The sequence below is a fragment of the Pseudomonadales bacterium genome, from assembly GCA_041395665.1.
Taxonomy (GTDB): domain Bacteria; phylum Pseudomonadota; class Gammaproteobacteria; order Pseudomonadales; family UBA7239; genus UBA7239.
In genome coordinates this window covers 20,037-35,934 of record JAWLAB010000003.1, presented here as the reverse complement: position 1 = coordinate 35,934, position 15,898 = coordinate 20,037, and the positions used below count along the sequence as shown (strand labels likewise).

Genomic DNA, 15,898 nt, shown 5'->3' with positions numbered 1-15,898 from the left:
ACGATTAGCTTATCGCCATACTGCGCAAAGTATAAATATCAAAGCGCGTTGACTCGCCTTCCATCACCAAACTGGGTTTAATCCCCGACAAAACAGGAGCGTGGCGCGGTCTTTTCACCACCACGCGCCGCTGCGCCACTTGCAAAGCTAAGGGCAACAACGCATCTGCATCTTCATCTGCACCCACCAAAGTATGAAAAGCCGTCATACTTTTTTTCGCTGCTGCATTTTTGCGTTTTTCTGGAAACATAGGGTCAAGAAAAACCACATCCGGTTTGTGCCGCACAGAATCAGAACACAGTAATTGTTGCATATAGTCCACGGCATTGATCGACAACAAATCCATACGCCCGACAATTTCGCGCACTTCGTTATCATCACATTGTTTTGCGCGTTGAATGCCATCATTTAATAAAGCAAATGCTAATGGCGACCGCTCACACAACTGCATCGCACAACCTAAAGATGCCAGCACAAAGGCATCGCCGCCTAAACCAGCTGTTGCATCTAAAACTGTAGGAATAATATTGCCCGCTTTTAAACCGACAGCTTTCGCCACTGGCTGACCGCGCCCACCACCTTGTAAACGACGATGACGGCTTGCACCTGCAACAAAATCCACCGCAATGCGCTGCTTATTTTGTTGCAAGCTGCAGCCGTTTTCATCCAGCACAAGGAGATAAGAAAAATTGGCTTTTTGTGATGGCTCCACATCCGGCGGCAGCTGAGGCGCAGATAAAAAATCGGCTAAAAGTTGCGCCTCTGAGTACAAGTGCGATGCCGTTGACCAAACAGCCAAAGGCATGACCGAGTTATCTTGATCAGCGCCGAGCTTTAGATCGACGCAGCAAAGCACACACAAAGCAAATACAATCCAACAACACTGGCACAGCTGCAATATTGATAATTTTAATACTGTACCGAGCCGATCAACATCACTGTTAATTGATGCTGTACATCGCATAGATTTTTCTAATTTGCGCACGCTCTTTCTAGAAATTGGCAATTTCTTGTTGTTGTGCTGGTGAAATCTCAGCGGATGAACCGGATTCTCCTTCTGCTGCGGCATTGAGCTGAAGCAATTTTCTTTCTGTTGCAGATAAGGCTTGCGCTAATGCATCCTGCTGCTCGCGCGAACGGCTGCTGCATTTCAGGCATCTACTCGTGTGAATGGGCGCTGGTAAGTACCGCGGCTGCGCAGATTAGTCAAATCCATACTGCCTCCCAGCGCATCCAACATGATAACGACCATATCGCCGTTCGCTGCAAAGGTGTCGCCATCGTTTTAGCCCGTACATTTCACTATCAGCCCATACGATCCACAATACATCGGTATCAATACAACGACCAACTGTATAGGCGATTTTGATGACTTCAATATGTCATCGGAAAACCGGCTATGCTGGCTTCCCCTCAGGAAATGCTGTTTTCACATCACCGCTGACCCACGCAGCAAAGGTGTACTGCTTGTCACTGGGTTTCATTTTTTCCAGCAGCTCGGCGTGATTACCAATCATGCTGTAGGTTTGTGAATCCATGACATCGGTTTTATGGCTCGATCTCAGTAAGGGAATAAATTGCGTGTTAGCACCCGCGTGGTGCGCAATAAATCCACTGGAAGCGATATTGATATTTTCCAAATCGGCAATCACATTCTGTTCACGATTAATTGCGTCGCCTTCTAGATTTAAAATACCCACATGTGGAATGGGTTGCCCACTCATCTGCGCAGGAATTTGATGCGCACGGCCTAAATCCAAAACAATTTTTGATGCATCATAATCAATACCCCAGGCAGTAAATAATTGCTCCAAATCAGAACTGCGGTCAGCAAAACCCGTTGCGAGCAGCCTAGTGTCGCTATCATCTGCTTCGGCTAATGGATCTACAAAAACCAATAGCTTTCCACCGCGTAATACAAATTGATCAATAGCAAACAGTGTTTTTTCTGGCAACTTGCTTGGGTGAGTCACAATGAGCAAGTTGAGATCATTATCAATTTTGTCGACACCGACATCGATCATGCGCCGCAAATCAAATAGCTGTTTTAACTGATTGACAATCAACCAATCTGGGCGCGGGCGATTTGTCTTTGGATCAACACCGCGAAATAACGGAAGATTTCCAATAACGCCGACGATTCGTTGTTGTGGCAACATCAGGCGGTATACCAACTGGCTAATTTGGTATTCCAAAAGATTTTCTTTTTGAGGATTAAATACATCAATAATTTCAGAATGATCAGCGCTTGACCCAATCAAACCCAGATAAATTTTATCACCTCGACCATTGGGCATGCCTTGCAAACCACCAGCCGCCGCCGCGTCTTCTTCTTCGGAGAATGGCTCTGGATTTATCACTTTTAAAGTAATATTTCCATGTGATTTGCGTTCATATTCACGCAAAATATCCTGCACACGCCCTGCATAATTACGCAGCATTGGTATGTCACGCGATAAAGATTCCGAGTAATACAATTCCAATACAATGGGTTTATCAATGCCTGCTAGGATATTTCGTGTCCCTTGTGACAAGGTATACAACTTATCTTGCGTTAAATCGATCTGCCAACGGCTCAGCAAAGACAACGACGCCGAGGAAACTAACAGCAATAAAGCTAACACCAATAGGCGAATAGTAAATGGCAGTTTTTGTAATCGCGAATATATAGAAGCTTTAGATAGAGACATCTGCCACTCACTCCGCCTTATTTTTTTCGATAATAATGCTGTTAGCTATCAACCAACAAGCAATAAACAAACCGTAATACAGCAGGTCAGCTACATTGAGCACACCGCGAGAGATCGCACTAAAATGTGCCAGCAAACTTAATTGGGCAACAAGATCAATGCACCACTGTGGCACAACGCCTTGTAGCGCATTGAGCACTTGAGAGAGTCCTAACAACACAAACAAAAAACAAACCGTTACCGTAAGAACAAAAGCAATGACTTGGCTTTTGCTCGTAGAAGATAAGCAACAGCCAATAGAAAGAAACGCTCCGGCCAATAACCAACTACCCAAATAGGCTGCGAAAATAACGCCGTTATCGGGAGAGCCCAAATAATTCACCGTGATCCAAATCGGAAATGTCAGCAGTAACGCCAAACCGATAAACAACCACGCCGCAAAAAACTTAGCTAAAACAATGGTGCGTAATGGCAAAGGCAAGGTGAGCAACAACTCGACAGAGCCACTCTTTAACTCTTCCGACCATATACGCATTGAAATGGCCGGTACAAGAAAGAGAAATAACCAAGGCTGATAAGAAAAAAATACCGACAAATCTGCCTGATTCTTCTGGTAAAAACCACCCAACTCAAAAGTAGCAAACCCGCACAACATTAAAAAAACAATCAAAAAAACATAGGCCAAGGGTGTGGCAAAATAAGACTTCCACTCTCTAGTGACTACTGCGATAAAACCTGTCATCACATACCCCCAGTCAGCTGGCGAAACACATCATCTAGCTTTCCTGTTGTCGACCGTGCCATCAGTGCAGTTGGCGTTTCATCCACCAGCATTTTTCCACGCGCAATAATCATGGCTCGCGTGCAAACTGCTGACACCTCTTCCAAAATATGCGTTGAGACGATCACCAATTTCTCTTGTGACAAACTGCGAATCAATTCACGCACATGGTGTTTTTGATTGGGATCCAAACCGTCAGTGGGCTCATCCAAAATCAACACTTGTGGATCATGCAAAATGGCTTGCGCCAAACCCACACGGCGACGATAACCTTTCGACAAGGTATCGATAACTTGCAGCATCACATCAGACAAAACCGCTTTTTCTGCGGCAACTGTAACAGCGCGCTTCTTATCACCTCCGCGCAAGCCACGCACATCGGCAATAAACTCCAAGAAACCGCGCACCGTCATTTCACCGTAACTGGGCGCACCTTCTGGCAGATAGCCGATCATTTGTTTAGCAGGCAAGGGCGAGCGCCACATGTCATGGCCAAACACATCAACACGACCACTGCTAGGCTGCAGAAAGCCCGTGATCATCTTCATGGTGGTGGATTTGCCCGCGCCGTTTGGTCCAAGAAAGCCCAGCACTTCACCAGGCTTTACTTGAAAACTGAGATTATCCACCGCAGTAAATTCGCCAAAACGACGCGTCAGATTTTCAATCTGAATCATAAATAACCCTTATTTATTTCGATGATTGGAGCCTAACTACGCATCCAAGTTCCGCACGGGATTGGCATACATTGCCAACCAGTAAGGACGACAATTTTCTGGGCATTGCGCTAAACGCTGCTGGAAAAGACTTTTTTCAGCGACAACATTCGCAGTAGAAAATTGCCGCGCAGGAAAATCAAAATTTCCAACTGCTTCACGCCCCAACTGTTCTGCCGCCAAATAATTGGATGCAAAACGCACATAATTTTTATGAATTTGCCTATCCAACTCAGCAGTAACTTCTTCAGTCGTTTGATAATCACCGTGTAGCACATCACCAAAACTGACATGCACTCGACCTTTTTTCCCAGCTATACCTTGCGCAATACTTTGCACATCTTCATGTGTGTCTTTTTGATAGCTACCCTGCTCTGCTTTCTGCTGCAACTCGCGCGCTTTAGCCACATCGCAAGGATCCCATTCATACGAAATAGATACCGGTACAATATTTAATGCATGAATAAAATCGGCAAGTGACTGCTCTTTTACTTTACTCATAGCAAACATTTTGATGATGGCCTCTTCCGTCAAATCAATGCCGTCCTTAGCGCGCCCTTCTCGTTGTGCAATCCATACAGAGGCTTTTTCTTCCACTACAGAAAAAGAAATATAGGAGGACAACAATTTCAACGCCGCATAGATTTTTCTTGGCGCCGTTTCGCCACGCTGCACCAAAAAGCTTTTATTCATTCGCATCAAATCAGAAACAAACGGTTTGGTGAGTAAGTTATCGCCAATCGCAATACGCACCGTATCCATACCGTTATGCCACAACACCCAATTTACCAGCGCTGGATCCATCGCGATATCACGATGATTGCTGACAAATAAATAGGCTTGTTTGCTATTCAATTTATCCAAACCAGAAACTGTCAAATGGCTGATTGTGCTATCAACCATATGCCGCATATACGACTCGATAATTGCTTGAAAACTGCGCACATCATGCACAGACTGCGTTTTGTTACGCAAAAATAAACGCACTAATGGCGATGCAAAACTATGCATCCAAGCAGGCAATGACGGAAAACGAAAGCGCATCAACGCAGAGACTAGCTCTTTATCCTCTAACACACGGGCTAATACAGCAGGTACTTCATCATCGTTATACGGACGAATACTATCGAAACGAGAATCTGAAACAGACATCAACAATCCTTACATAAACTATCGACCAACTCCTTGAATGTTTCTTTATTTTTTTGATTCAAGGTCATTAAAATTTGATGCGCTTGCAGCACTTTTTCTTTCGCTTGTTTTTCGTCTAGCTCCGCAGCCTGTAACTCGCAATCAGCCACGGCTTGCACTTCACAAGTACGCTGTATATCCATGATCTGCTCAAAACCCATACTGTTGAGCAGATGGATAATACTTTCATTACTAGTCACCGCGATGGGACGCAAATGTAACTGTTTACGCACAAAAAGCGCCATTTTGGCGAGCATACCCAAAGTTGTACTATCCAAGCCTTCAGTTTCCGTCAAATCAATAATAACGGACTGACATGACACACTCGCAAACATTCTTTCAACACACTGATCAATCGTGGATGACAGCGTTAAACGCACATCACCCAGCAACTTCACAACATAAGCACCTTTGTGTTCGGCGACTAGAACTCGTCCTTCCATTTCACACCTGTACCTGAAAACGCTGCACGCTTTCGTTGCAAATGAACAAAACTATCACGCCGTTTTTACCAATGTCATTACGGCAATATCATCGGGCGCACCGCTGACATCATCCAAATTCAATTTTTCTTCAATACCTTTTTGTGTACGGTCACTTGATTTAACCAGTTCCAACAACAAGGCTTCTTTAGCAATAAGGTCTGCGGCAGGCATAATTTCCAGCACACCATCCGAACACAACACCAAAGTAAAAGTATCTGGTAACTGTACGGTAAAGTTTTGATACTCCGCTTCTTGCAGTATCCCCACCGGCATCCCGCCTCCCTCTAGGTAATAGACTTTATCACCAGAGGCAAGAATAGGACGCGGTAAATGCCCTGCTACGCTGTAAGTCAGCACATTACTTTTTCTGTCAATTAAACCCATAAACAGCGTTGCGTATTTGTCTATCCCCGCTGCCAAAAGTTCGCGGTTGTAATACGCCATGGCATCAGCAGGTGTCGGGAAAGGAATGGGCTTTCCATCCAGAGCTGCTTCACGCGTTTCACGGTGAATATTGAGCGAGAAATGGCGCAGCAAGGCGGTGACAAATGCCGACGACACACCGTGACCGGAAACATCCGCGATATAAAAACCTAAATGTTCTTCGCCAAAACGAATGTATTCCAAAAAATCGCCACTCAAATACAGCGAAGGAATCATGCAATGCGAAAAGTGATACTTGCCCAGATGCAAATCTTGTTGTGGATACAGCTTCAACTGCAACTGACGGCCAGACTGCTGATCCTGCTCCAAAGCCTGCAAATGCGCTTTCAATTCGCTGTTGGTTTTTTCTAATTGTGCTTGGTACGCACGGTTCTGATTAAGCAAACGCACACGCTCTAAACATTTCTCAATGGCGTGCTGCAAAATATGAAAATCAACAAACGGTTTGACGAGATAATCTGAAGCGCCACAACGCAGCGCCTCAACCACTTCATTCACACTGCCAATCCCTGAAAATACAATCACGGGAACCGGAGACTCAGAGGCCATAATTTGTCGAAGTAACTGCAAGCCATCCATGCGCGGCATACGCAAATCCGTCAACACCAAGGAAGGCTGGCGCTGCTGGAAACGCTCCCAAGCATCCACACCGTCAACAGCCTGCTCGACTTCAAACAATCGGCTCTCTAAAAACGCCGCCACGCTCGTGCTTACGGCGGCATCATCATCAACCAGCAGTATCGAAACAGCGTGTTCTTGGATGTAGGTTGCAGGCATAAATGCCATTCTCCGGCGCTGGGGTGCAGGCCATTGACAGGGTGGCAAACCCTACTCCGTTCGTAGTAGGGCTGCAAGCTTGACTAAAGGAATAGATAGATGGGCAATTAAGCCGCTTTTTCTTCTGCCGTCATCTGGCGCGCTTCTTCTTCCAACATCACGGGAATGCCATCGCGCACGGGGTAGGCTAAGCCGCTGGCTTTACACAGCAACTCTTGTTTTTCGGTGTCGTAAACCAGTGGGGCTTTGCTCACCGGACAGACCAGTATGCTGAGTAATTTTTCGTCGATCATGACAAGCTCCTAAATCGTGTTGGCATCATAGCAAATCAGCGCAACTGCCTCAGAAAACCCAATACAGCCGAGGAAAAATATCATTTTGATCACCCGCCACCATGTGCCCCGCATCTTGAATATCTGCGTATTGCGCGTGCGGCACCATACGCAAAAAGCTTGCGCGGATTCTGGGCTGATCAAATCACTCATACGACCGCGCACCAACATGGTCGGAATGGTTAAGGCGCGCGCAGATTCTTCCAAAAAACCAACACGAATGGTCGAGCCATCTTCTGGCCGATGCCCCGTTCGTATCATAAAGTTGGGGTCCCAATGCCAACGGTAGCGACCGTCATCACATAGACGCAAATTTTTTCGCAAACCTTCGGTACTGCCGCGACTTTTTCGATGAGAGGTATAACTGGCAACAAACTCTGCCGCCTCTTCCAGCGAAGCAAAACCTTGCACCGCACGCTCCAACATGAAATCACGAATACGCGCCAAACCATCCGCTTCTAAATGCGGTGTCACATCGACTAACACTAAAGCGCGCAATAAATTTTGATGCGCAATCTGCTGTGCAGCCAACGAAGAAATACCGCCCAAAGAAGCGCCAACTGCCACAGGCTTTTGCGAAAAAGTTTTTGCGATATCGATAAAATCTTGCGCGAAAGTATCAAACGCATAATCTTTATCAGCAGCCCAATCGCTCTCGCCATGACCGCGCAAATCCACCGCCACGGCATAGAAGCCAGCGTCCGCCACTTGCTGCGCCGTTTTTCCCCAAGCGTGGCGCGTCTGTCCACCACCGTGCGCTAAAATCACTGGCTGTAATTGCGGATCGCCGTAAGCATCCGCCACCAAACGCAATGCACCACGCGATGTCTGAAACGCTAATTGTGTCGACATATTCTGTGTTTCCTCAATTTCTTACCGCATGATAGCGAATTGCTCATCCAGCAACACCGCAGGAAAAACCGTAAACTAGCTGCATTCACTGTTCAATAAACTCACCATGCTGCACATCGTACTGTATCAACCCGAAATACCGCCCAATACCGGCAATATCATGCGTCTGTGTGCCAATACAGGATTTTCCCTGCATTTGATTGAGCCGCTAGGTTTTACGCTGGATGAAAAACAATTGCGCCGCGCCGGTTTGGATTACCGCGACAGCGCCTGCACCACCACTTATCGCAACTGGCAGCAGTTTATAGAGACAGTGCAGCCGCCTCGCATTTTTGCGTTGAGCACCAAAGGCACACGCCGTTATAGCGATGTGCAATTTGCAAAAAATGATGCCGTGGTTTTTGGCCCAGAAACGCGCGGGCTTTCACAAGAATTTCGCGAGAGCTTGCCAGAAGGTCATGTACTGCGACTCCCCATGCAGCCAGACAGTCGCAGCCTCAATCTCTCCAACGCGGTTGCCATCATCGCCTATGAAGCATGGCGACAATGGGATTTTTCTTGACGGTTTATGGCAGGGAGTAACTCGGTTGGCTCGCTTTAAAGGCATCAATGTCATCAATGCGATGGAATGCTTTTGCCTCGCCCTCCAGCCATGTTTGCACACCCAACTTGCCAGGGCTAACCAATAACATCTCCCTACGCTCTGGAGATAACAACACCGTTTGATAGACAACCAACAAATCTTGCTTCGTCATTTTTTGCAAAGCGGCAATTTTTTGTGCACGCGAATCAAATGCATTATAGCCCAGCGTCAAATCATCAAAAAATCTTTCTGCTTGTTCCGATTGATTTTTAGGCTTATCTTCGAGCTGCACTAAAAGCGCCCTTTTCTGCTGTTCAAACCATGCATCATCGCGCTGACTAATTGTAGAAAAATATTTTTGAATAAACTCTTGGGATTTCTCATCAATATCCGCCGCACTGTGGCTGGGCGACTGCACTAAAAACGCCAAGCCCGGCACGCGCGTCAAAGGCAAATAACGCGCCGTGACGATATAACCCAACTGCTGCTCTGTGCGCAGGCTATTAAAATAAGCGGGGGCTAACACTTGTTCCAACATCAGCAGATGCACTTGCTGCACTACCGTATCTGCAGGCGCTTGAAAGTATTTCACCAACGCAGCGTCATTGTGCTGCATGGCATCAACATAGATGGATGGCTGCTTTTCAGGTTTTAATGCAGCAACCAATAACGGTTTTTTGCTAGAGAAATTTCCAGCAACATCCACTGCACGCTGAATAGTACCTGCCAATTGTTTGGCATCCTCTTTTTCAAAATTCCCATACACCAACATTTCTGCCTGCGCATTGCCTATAAAGCCCTGCGCAAATTGCTGCACGCTTTGTAGTGTTACCGCATCCAACGCGGCAAGATATTGCGCCCGAGACCAATAACCATGCATCAGCACTACAGGAATATCCGCCATCAACGGCTTATAAGGTGCTTGCTTATCAACATTATTTAATTCATCGCGCAACTGTGCTTTCAGAAGATTAAAACGCGCTTCGTTAAACTCTGGTCTTTGCAATAATTCTATTGCCTCTTTTAGTAACACGCCCTGCTTTTCACTGTACCCAGCCAAAGAAAAACTAACGCCGCGCGCACGCTTCTCAATGGCGAGCTCCAAGCCACCGAGTAGCGCGCTGTACAGCGTAGGATTTAATTTGTCTCGCAACAAACGCACAAATAACTCCGTCTTTAATGCATTCTCAGCAGAGTCAGAGGTCTGGTTATTGTAAAAATACACCATGACATTGCCTTTCGGCACTTTGAACTGAGTATCTTGCAAAAACCACAGCCGTGTGTTTTTTGAAGAAGAGGCTTCCTTTGGCACATTAACTAATTTTTTTTGAGCATTGTCAGAGTGTTTCAATTTCAAATTTTCTGGAATAAATGGATTAGCCGCGGGTAAAGCAAGGCTACTATCTTTTGTGACGCCTATCCATGTTGCTTTTTTATTGTCTGGAATACTTTCAACGCGATACGCCGTGTTGTAATACTTAGAGTGTTGATCGCCTTTGATATCTGGCGCACTGATACCAACGAGCACATTGTCTGGCTTTAATTGCGACAACACAGAATCAATCAATGCCTGATCAAAACCCTCCATTAAAGCAGCACCGCGCATTACCTCTTTCGCAGGGAAATATTGCAAATTGTTAGCCAGCGTACTAACAAACATCATGGCATCCGCCTTTTCAGAAAAGCGAAAAGCGATATCCATCATATTTTTCTGTTCTTGATAACGCCACGCAGCAACGCCGCTCTGGCGCAGCAAAGCAATCGCATCAAAACTCAGCGCGAGAATATCATCAATATGTTGATAACCTTCTTGCGTCAGCTTGATATCCACATCCATCGTCGCAGCAAAACGGTTGGACAAACCACTGCCTGCCACCAAAGATTCCGCCCAACCTTTCTGCTTTAACACATAGAGCAAGCTGCCCTCGCCTTCATGCCCTAACAAATAACTCACATAGGCGTCTGGCTTTACGCGATAAAAAGGCTGCATAGAAGGCAGTGGAAAACTCAACACCAGATGACGCTCGTCGCGTTGGGATTGCGCATACACTTTGGCCGGCAGCAGGTTTTGGCGGAACACTGGCTTGGCCGACTGATCAATCACCAACTTGCGATTAGGCACTTCAGCAAAATATTGCTCAACCATGGCTTGCAAGACAGGCAACGGCTCACGCCCCAACACCACCAGCGTCATCACATTGGCGGAATAGTGTTGTTGGTAATACGCCAGCAAATCGTCTCGCACTTTATTGTTTGGCCTATCTGCCAGTGTTTCCAAACTCCCCACACTAAATTTTGACGCTGGATTTTCTTTGGCGTACAACTCGCGATACACATCGTTCATGCGCCGCGCGTCATCATTGATACGCGCTTGATACTCTGCATTCACCGCATTTTTTTCTCGCTCAACATAGTCTTCATTAAATAAAGGCGAAATAAAAAACTGTGAAAACCGCTCTAAAGCTGGTTTTAACTGTGTAGTGTCAATATCAAAAAAATAGTTGGTGTGCTCTAAGCTGGTATAGGCATTGTGCGAACCACCATGCGCACTAATAAACTCTTGATATTCACCTGATTGGGGAAATTTTTTTGTCCCAAGAAATAACATATGTTCTAAAAAGTGCGCCAAACCCTGCCTCTGCCGAGGGTCATTGTCACTACCTGTTGCCACATCCAACGCTGCCGCCGATTTATCCGCTGTTGGGTCTGATATCAACAATACTTTCATGCCATTGGGCAGCTCAATATTGCTGTAACTACGCTGATCAACATCACTTTTTATTGGAGCATCCAATAGTTTCGCATGCGAAACCTCTGCCAATACAGCAGGCGACATCAACCACACGAAGCCAATCAACAAGAGAGAATAAGACAAGCGAATCGTGCGCAAATTAAGCATAAGCACTCCGTTTATTTCGATTAATCAACAAAAAAAATTAGGCGCGATGTTGAATCAAATAGTAATACACAGCATCCATTTCAGCTGCTTCGAGCAATAAGTGACCACTTTGTTCCGCAAAAGCAGCAAAATCTCGCCACGAGCCAGCATCAGTGGCTAACACCAATAAAGTCTCACCCGGTTGTAAACCGCGCAAAGCTTGCCGTGCTTTTAGCAGTGGCAATGGACATGCTAAACCGCACGCATCAAGCTGCTGGTTGATTGCAATCGATTGAAACTTTTCTGGCAGTGAAACCGTCATAACATCACACACTCCACAGAGTGCGCCTTAAACAAGCAGAACCTGTGTAGTATATCTTAGCCCCTTTTAACTGGCAGACAACGATGATACGCATAACATCTCGCACACTACTGCAATTAGTACGCATCTCTGTAGCTTGCGCACTAACAAGTATTTATCTCACTGTCTCCGCACAAGAAAAAAAAATTCTGCTGCCAGAGTTAGGTGATAGTGTTGGCTCTCTCACTTCTGATGAAGAAACACATGACCTCGGCCAAGAGTGGTTGCGCCAGTTTCGCGCCAAAGTCCCCGAATCTAACGACGCTGTAATGTATGACTATTTACAAAAACTCATACAGAAAGTAGCAAGAGGATCAGAGTTACAAAATAAACAACTAGAATTGATTGTGGTGAAAAATCCAACACTGAATGCTTTTGCTGTACCAGGTGGCATCATCGGCATACATGACGGTATGTTTTTACACGCAGAAGATGAGCAACAACTGGCGGGGGTTATTGCGCACGAACTAGGTCACCTTTCCCAAAAACATTGGCAGCGCAGCGTAGAACAACAAGAAAAAAACCGTATTCCTACCATGGCTGGCATGCTCGCTGGTTTAGTGTTGTTGGCTACATCAAAATCATCCGATGCCGGCATGGCTGCCATCATGTCGACACAAGCAGCTAACTTACAATCCATGCTGCGCTTTAGCCGTGAAAATGAAGCGGAAGCCGATCGTATCGGCATGCAAACAATGGTTAATGCAGGCATGGATCCACGCGCCATTCCCGCCATGTTCGAAAGCATGCAACGCGCAGCGCAATATGCAGGTGAAAGACCACCAGAATTTTTATTAACACACCCTGTGACAGAAAAGCGGATTGCCGATTCTCGCAATCGCGCTGAACAATATCCAACCAAGAAACATGAAAATAATCGCGAATTTGCTCTGATTAAAGCGCGTGCAAAATTAGCTGCTTCAGAAAACCCATCCGTTGCCATCAAGCACTTTCAAAGCGAACTGCAAGGTAATGACTTAGATTCTGATGCCAGCCGCTACGGTATTGTGCTCGCCCAAACAAAGTTGCGCCAATTTGATGCCGCCGAAAAAACATTGCGGCCATTACTTGAAAAAGAACCCAATAATCTTTTTTACACACTGGCTTATGCCAATATTCTGAATGGCCAAGGCAAATACGACGCGGCCTTAAACCTTATTAAACCCACACAAATTGCGTATCCGCGCAACTACCCCGTCACAATGGTTACCGTCAATATCCTGCAAAACATGAAAGATTACACTGGCGCAGTGCGCCAACTAGAAAATCTTCTACCTGAATATGAAGACCTGCCTGATGTATGGCGTGACCTTGCTGAACTACGAGGCCTAGCCGGTGATACCGGCGGCGTTCATATGGCGCGTGCGGAATATTTTATTCTCAACGATGATTTTGATAAGGCGCGCCAACAACTAACTTACGCGCTAAATTTTTATCGTGACAACCGCTCAAAAAGCGGCCGTGTGCAAAAACGCTTGCAAGACATTACCGAAATGGAAAGTAAGAAGATGTTGGATGGCTGATTACTTTCTCGCCGCTGTAAAATCCAACATCCTTTGCAGCGGTTTCATCGCGCGCTCTGCCAGCGCCAAATCCACATGAATTTCTTGTTGATCGGTAGGATTGCGCAACACCGCTTCGAGCGCCTGTAAATCATTCATCGCCATCCACGGGCAATTCGCGCAACTACGACAAGTTGCTCCGCTGCCAGCGGTCGGCGCAATGATTAATTCTTTTGTATCACCCGCTGCTTGCTGCATTTTGTAAAAAATGCCTTGATCGGTCGCGACAATAAATTGTTTGCGATCCATCGTTTTTACAGCATTAATCATTTGCGAAGTCGAGCCGACAACATCCGCCAATTCAATCACTGAGGCCGGTGATTCTGGATGTACCAAAATTGCCGCGTCTGGGTACACCGCTTTCAAATCCAACAAACCGCGTGCTTTGAACTCCTCGTGCACGATACAACTGCCATTCCACAGCAACATATCTGCACCGGTTTTTTTCTGCACATAATCACCGAGATGCTTATCAGGCGCCCAAATAATTTTTTCGCCTTTGGCGTCCAAACTTTCAACGATGTCCACTGCGCAACTGGAAGTGACCACCCAATCCGCGCGCGCTTTTACTGCCGCAGAAGTATTGGCGTACACCACTACAGTGCGATCAGGATGCTCATCACAAAATGCAGTAAACGCATCGTCTGGACAACCTAAATCCAAGGAACAAGTCGCTTCCAAAGTCGGCATATAAACGCGTTTATGCGGTGTGAGGATTTTTGCGGTCTCACCCATAAAACGCACACCAGCAACAATCAAAGTGCTAGCAGAATGATTGCGTCCAAAGCGCGCCATTTCCAGAGAATCCGCGACACAACCGCCGCTCTCCTCTGCCAAGGCTTGTACGATAGGCGCGGTGTAGTAATGCGCCACTAAAACAGCATCGCGCTCTTTTAATAATTGCAAAATCGTGCGACGACTTTCTTGAATCTGTTCTGGTGTCATTTCCGGTGCATACGGATGCGCCAAATAGGCGCGCACAACTTCACGCTCAACCGTATCCACTAAATTTTTATTCTCAGATGTATGCAAAGGCATACGATCACCTCACGATTAACTACCGCGCTCATCGCGGCGATACCATTCCAATAATTGTGCAACACACCACAATAACAATACGCCGCCTAATGCAGTAACACACTGCACCCAAAACTGATCATGTGCTGACGCATTCAGTGCATCCGCCATCGGCGACAACATCACGCTGGTACAAAATACTGGCAGAGAGTGTCTTCCCATCGCTTGCATGACTCGCGGCAGCGCTCGCTCCAACCATCGTCCTTGTGGCACCCATAAAGCGACAGCAAGTGCCAGTACTAAAAAGTGCAATAAACGCGTACCCGCCAAATCCGTTTTGCTGATGGGATACAACCATTGAGCAACAGACAGCGGCATCCACGCATCGTGTATTGCAGGCCAACGCCACGACAGAACAATCAATGCAGAAAGCACAAGATAAATAAATGCTGCTACTGAAATGCATAAATATATCTGAGGATGCCAGCGCTTGACCCACTCCGACAAAGCCTCACGATGCGCTCCAATTAACGCCCCAATAAAAAATAAAAACTGCCACGCAAAGGGGTTAAAAAACCACACTTTGCTGGGACGAGCTTCCAAGTTCCACTCACAGAAAATAGCGAGTAAATACAGCTCTGCAGAAAATAAAAAAACCAACAATGGGCGACGAAACAAAAAGGGCAATACCACCACCAACATCGCCAACAAAACAATGTATAAAGGCAGCGGGTCCATCAAACCAGGTCGAAACTTTAGCAGTGAGCTGGCAACCAGTGCGGCCTTAGGATTCTCAAGAAAATAATGCAATCCCATTTCATGCACATAATCGCGCGTTAAAATATGATCATTAAAAATAAACAGCATCGCCATCAATTGTGTCAGTACAAAAACATGCGCGATATACAGTGTCCATGTGCGACGCAAAATATGCATTGCAGTTGAAATATAACCTTTGCGTTGCATGCGTTTGCCGTAAGCGATTGCCACTGACACACCGGATAAAAAGACGAACAACTCCGCAGCATCGCTAAACCCAAAGTTGCGCATGGTAATGTCGCCGAATACCGTGCCTGGAATGTGATCCCAGAAGATAAAGACCAGCGCCAACCCGCGAAAGAAATCGATCCGCAAATCACGCTTGGAGGTGCTGGCTGGCTGCATGTCACGCCTGCTACTGCAAAAAAGTGGCGGCATTATGCCTGCAAGCAGCAGAAAATCTATATCAA

14 protein-coding genes and 1 pseudogene are annotated in these 15,898 nt (G+C 46.3%); 2 read left to right on the top strand and 13 right to left on the bottom strand.

The genetic code is table 11. The annotated features are described in order from the left end of the window. Positions 1-4: 4 nt before the first annotated feature. From R3E63_04795 to R3E63_04755, 9 genes and pseudogenes are all read right to left on the bottom strand, one after another. Complete coding sequence (locus tag R3E63_04795) at positions 5-805, bottom strand: class I SAM-dependent methyltransferase (GenBank protein MEZ5539270.1); 801 nt, start codon at positions 803-805, stop codon at positions 5-7. 592 nt (positions 806-1,397) lie between these two features. After that, on the bottom strand, positions 1,398-2,690 hold the full coding sequence (locus tag R3E63_04790; GenBank protein MEZ5539269.1) for a GldG family protein: 1,293 nt from the start codon (positions 2,688-2,690) through the stop codon (positions 1,398-1,400). A 7-nt stretch (positions 2,691-2,697) separates the two neighbouring features. Beyond that, a complete protein-coding gene (locus tag R3E63_04785; protein ID MEZ5539268.1) occupies positions 2,698-3,432 on the bottom strand; it encodes an ABC transporter permease subunit in 735 nt (244 codons plus the stop codon). Positions 3,433-3,482: 50 nt separating this feature from the next. Beyond that, positions 3,483-4,148: pseudogene (locus R3E63_04780) on the bottom strand (ABC transporter ATP-binding protein). A 36-nt stretch (positions 4,149-4,184) separates the two neighbouring features. Further along, the gene (locus R3E63_04775; protein ID MEZ5539267.1) at positions 4,185-5,339 is read right to left on the bottom strand and encodes a 1-acyl-sn-glycerol-3-phosphate acyltransferase; all 1,155 of its coding nucleotides are present in this window, start codon (positions 5,337-5,339) and stop codon (positions 4,185-4,187) included. Continuing rightward, on the bottom strand, positions 5,339-5,821 hold the full coding sequence (locus R3E63_04770; protein MEZ5539266.1) for an STAS domain-containing protein: 483 nt from the start codon (positions 5,819-5,821) through the stop codon (positions 5,339-5,341). Before R3E63_04770 ends, R3E63_04775 begins: the two co-directional genes overlap by 1 nt. A 54-nt stretch (positions 5,822-5,875) precedes the next feature. After that, a complete protein-coding gene (locus tag R3E63_04765; protein MEZ5539265.1) occupies positions 5,876-7,084 on the bottom strand; it encodes a fused response regulator/phosphatase in 1,209 nt (402 codons plus the stop codon). Positions 7,085-7,191: 107 nt separating this feature from the next. After that, complete coding sequence (locus R3E63_04760; GenBank protein ID MEZ5539264.1) at positions 7,192-7,374, bottom strand: Trm112 family protein; 183 nt, start codon at positions 7,372-7,374, stop codon at positions 7,192-7,194. Between the two features lie 12 nt (positions 7,375-7,386). Continuing rightward, complete coding sequence (locus R3E63_04755) at positions 7,387-8,268, bottom strand: alpha/beta fold hydrolase (protein MEZ5539263.1); 882 nt, start codon at positions 8,266-8,268, stop codon at positions 7,387-7,389. 106 nt (positions 8,269-8,374) lie between these two features. Here R3E63_04755 and R3E63_04750 point away from each other — a divergent pair, with 106 nt between their 5' ends. After that, positions 8,375-8,830: a tRNA (cytidine(34)-2'-O)-methyltransferase gene (locus R3E63_04750; protein MEZ5539262.1), complete on the top strand. Its 456-nt coding sequence runs from the start codon at positions 8,375-8,377 to the stop codon at positions 8,828-8,830. 4 nt (positions 8,831-8,834) lie between these two features. Here R3E63_04750 and R3E63_04745 read toward each other — a convergent pair whose 3' ends face one another. Next, a complete protein-coding gene (locus R3E63_04745) occupies positions 8,835-11,750 on the bottom strand; it encodes an insulinase family protein (GenBank protein MEZ5539261.1) in 2,916 nt (971 codons plus the stop codon). A gap of 37 nt (positions 11,751-11,787) precedes the next feature. Beyond that, entirely contained in the window at positions 11,788-12,051 is a 264-nt protein-coding gene (locus tag R3E63_04740; protein ID MEZ5539260.1) for a sulfurtransferase TusA family protein, read from the bottom strand. An 83-nt stretch (positions 12,052-12,134) separates the two neighbouring features. Between R3E63_04740 and R3E63_04735 the strand changes: the two genes are divergently transcribed. Then, complete coding sequence (locus R3E63_04735) at positions 12,135-13,613, top strand: M48 family metalloprotease (GenBank protein ID MEZ5539259.1); 1,479 nt, start codon at positions 12,135-12,137, stop codon at positions 13,611-13,613. Here the strand turns inward: R3E63_04735 and nadA are convergent, their stop codons facing one another. Both nadA and R3E63_04725 read right to left on the bottom strand, forming a co-directional pair. Continuing rightward, positions 13,614-14,690, bottom strand: a complete 1,077-nt coding sequence (nadA, locus tag R3E63_04730; protein MEZ5539258.1) for a quinolinate synthase NadA — start codon at positions 14,688-14,690, stop codon at positions 13,614-13,616. 15 nt (positions 14,691-14,705) lie between these two features. Then, entirely contained in the window at positions 14,706-15,833 is a 1,128-nt protein-coding gene (locus tag R3E63_04725; GenBank protein MEZ5539257.1) for an OpgC domain-containing protein, read from the bottom strand. Between the last annotated feature and the right edge of the window lie 65 nt (positions 15,834-15,898).

What these genes read in the sequence shown, in the direction of transcription:
- R3E63_04775 (MEZ5539267.1), bottom strand. Translation starts at nt 5,339, where the DNA reads ATGTCTGTTTCAGATTCTCGTTTCGATAGTATTCGTCCGTATAACGAT.
- R3E63_04745 (MEZ5539261.1), bottom strand. Translation starts at nt 11,750, where the DNA reads ATGCTTAATTTGCGCACGATTCGCTTGTCTTATTCTCTCTTGTTGATT.
- R3E63_04795 (MEZ5539270.1), bottom strand. Translation starts at nt 805, where the DNA reads ATGCCTTTGGCTGTTTGGTCAACGGCATCGCACTTGTACTCAGAGGCG.
- R3E63_04765 (MEZ5539265.1), bottom strand. Translation starts at nt 7,084, where the DNA reads ATGCCTGCAACCTACATCCAAGAACACGCTGTTTCGATACTGCTGGTT.
- R3E63_04770 (MEZ5539266.1), bottom strand. Translation starts at nt 5,821, where the DNA reads ATGGAAGGACGAGTTCTAGTCGCCGAACACAAAGGTGCTTATGTTGTG.
- nadA (MEZ5539258.1), bottom strand. Translation starts at nt 14,690, where the DNA reads ATGCCTTTGCATACATCTGAGAATAAAAATTTAGTGGATACGGTTGAG.
- R3E63_04785 (MEZ5539268.1), bottom strand. Translation starts at nt 3,432, where the DNA reads ATGACAGGTTTTATCGCAGTAGTCACTAGAGAGTGGAAGTCTTATTTT.
- R3E63_04735 (MEZ5539259.1), top strand. Translation starts at nt 12,135, where the DNA reads ATGATACGCATAACATCTCGCACACTACTGCAATTAGTACGCATCTCT.
- R3E63_04725 (MEZ5539257.1), bottom strand. Translation starts at nt 15,833, where the DNA reads ATGCAGCCAGCCAGCACCTCCAAGCGTGATTTGCGGATCGATTTCTTT.
- R3E63_04750 (MEZ5539262.1), top strand. Translation starts at nt 8,375, where the DNA reads ATGCTGCACATCGTACTGTATCAACCCGAAATACCGCCCAATACCGGC.
- R3E63_04740 (MEZ5539260.1), bottom strand. Translation starts at nt 12,051, where the DNA reads ATGACGGTTTCACTGCCAGAAAAGTTTCAATCGATTGCAATCAACCAG.
- R3E63_04755 (MEZ5539263.1), bottom strand. Translation starts at nt 8,268, where the DNA reads ATGTCGACACAATTAGCGTTTCAGACATCGCGTGGTGCATTGCGTTTG.
- R3E63_04790 (MEZ5539269.1), bottom strand. Translation starts at nt 2,690, where the DNA reads ATGTCTCTATCTAAAGCTTCTATATATTCGCGATTACAAAAACTGCCA.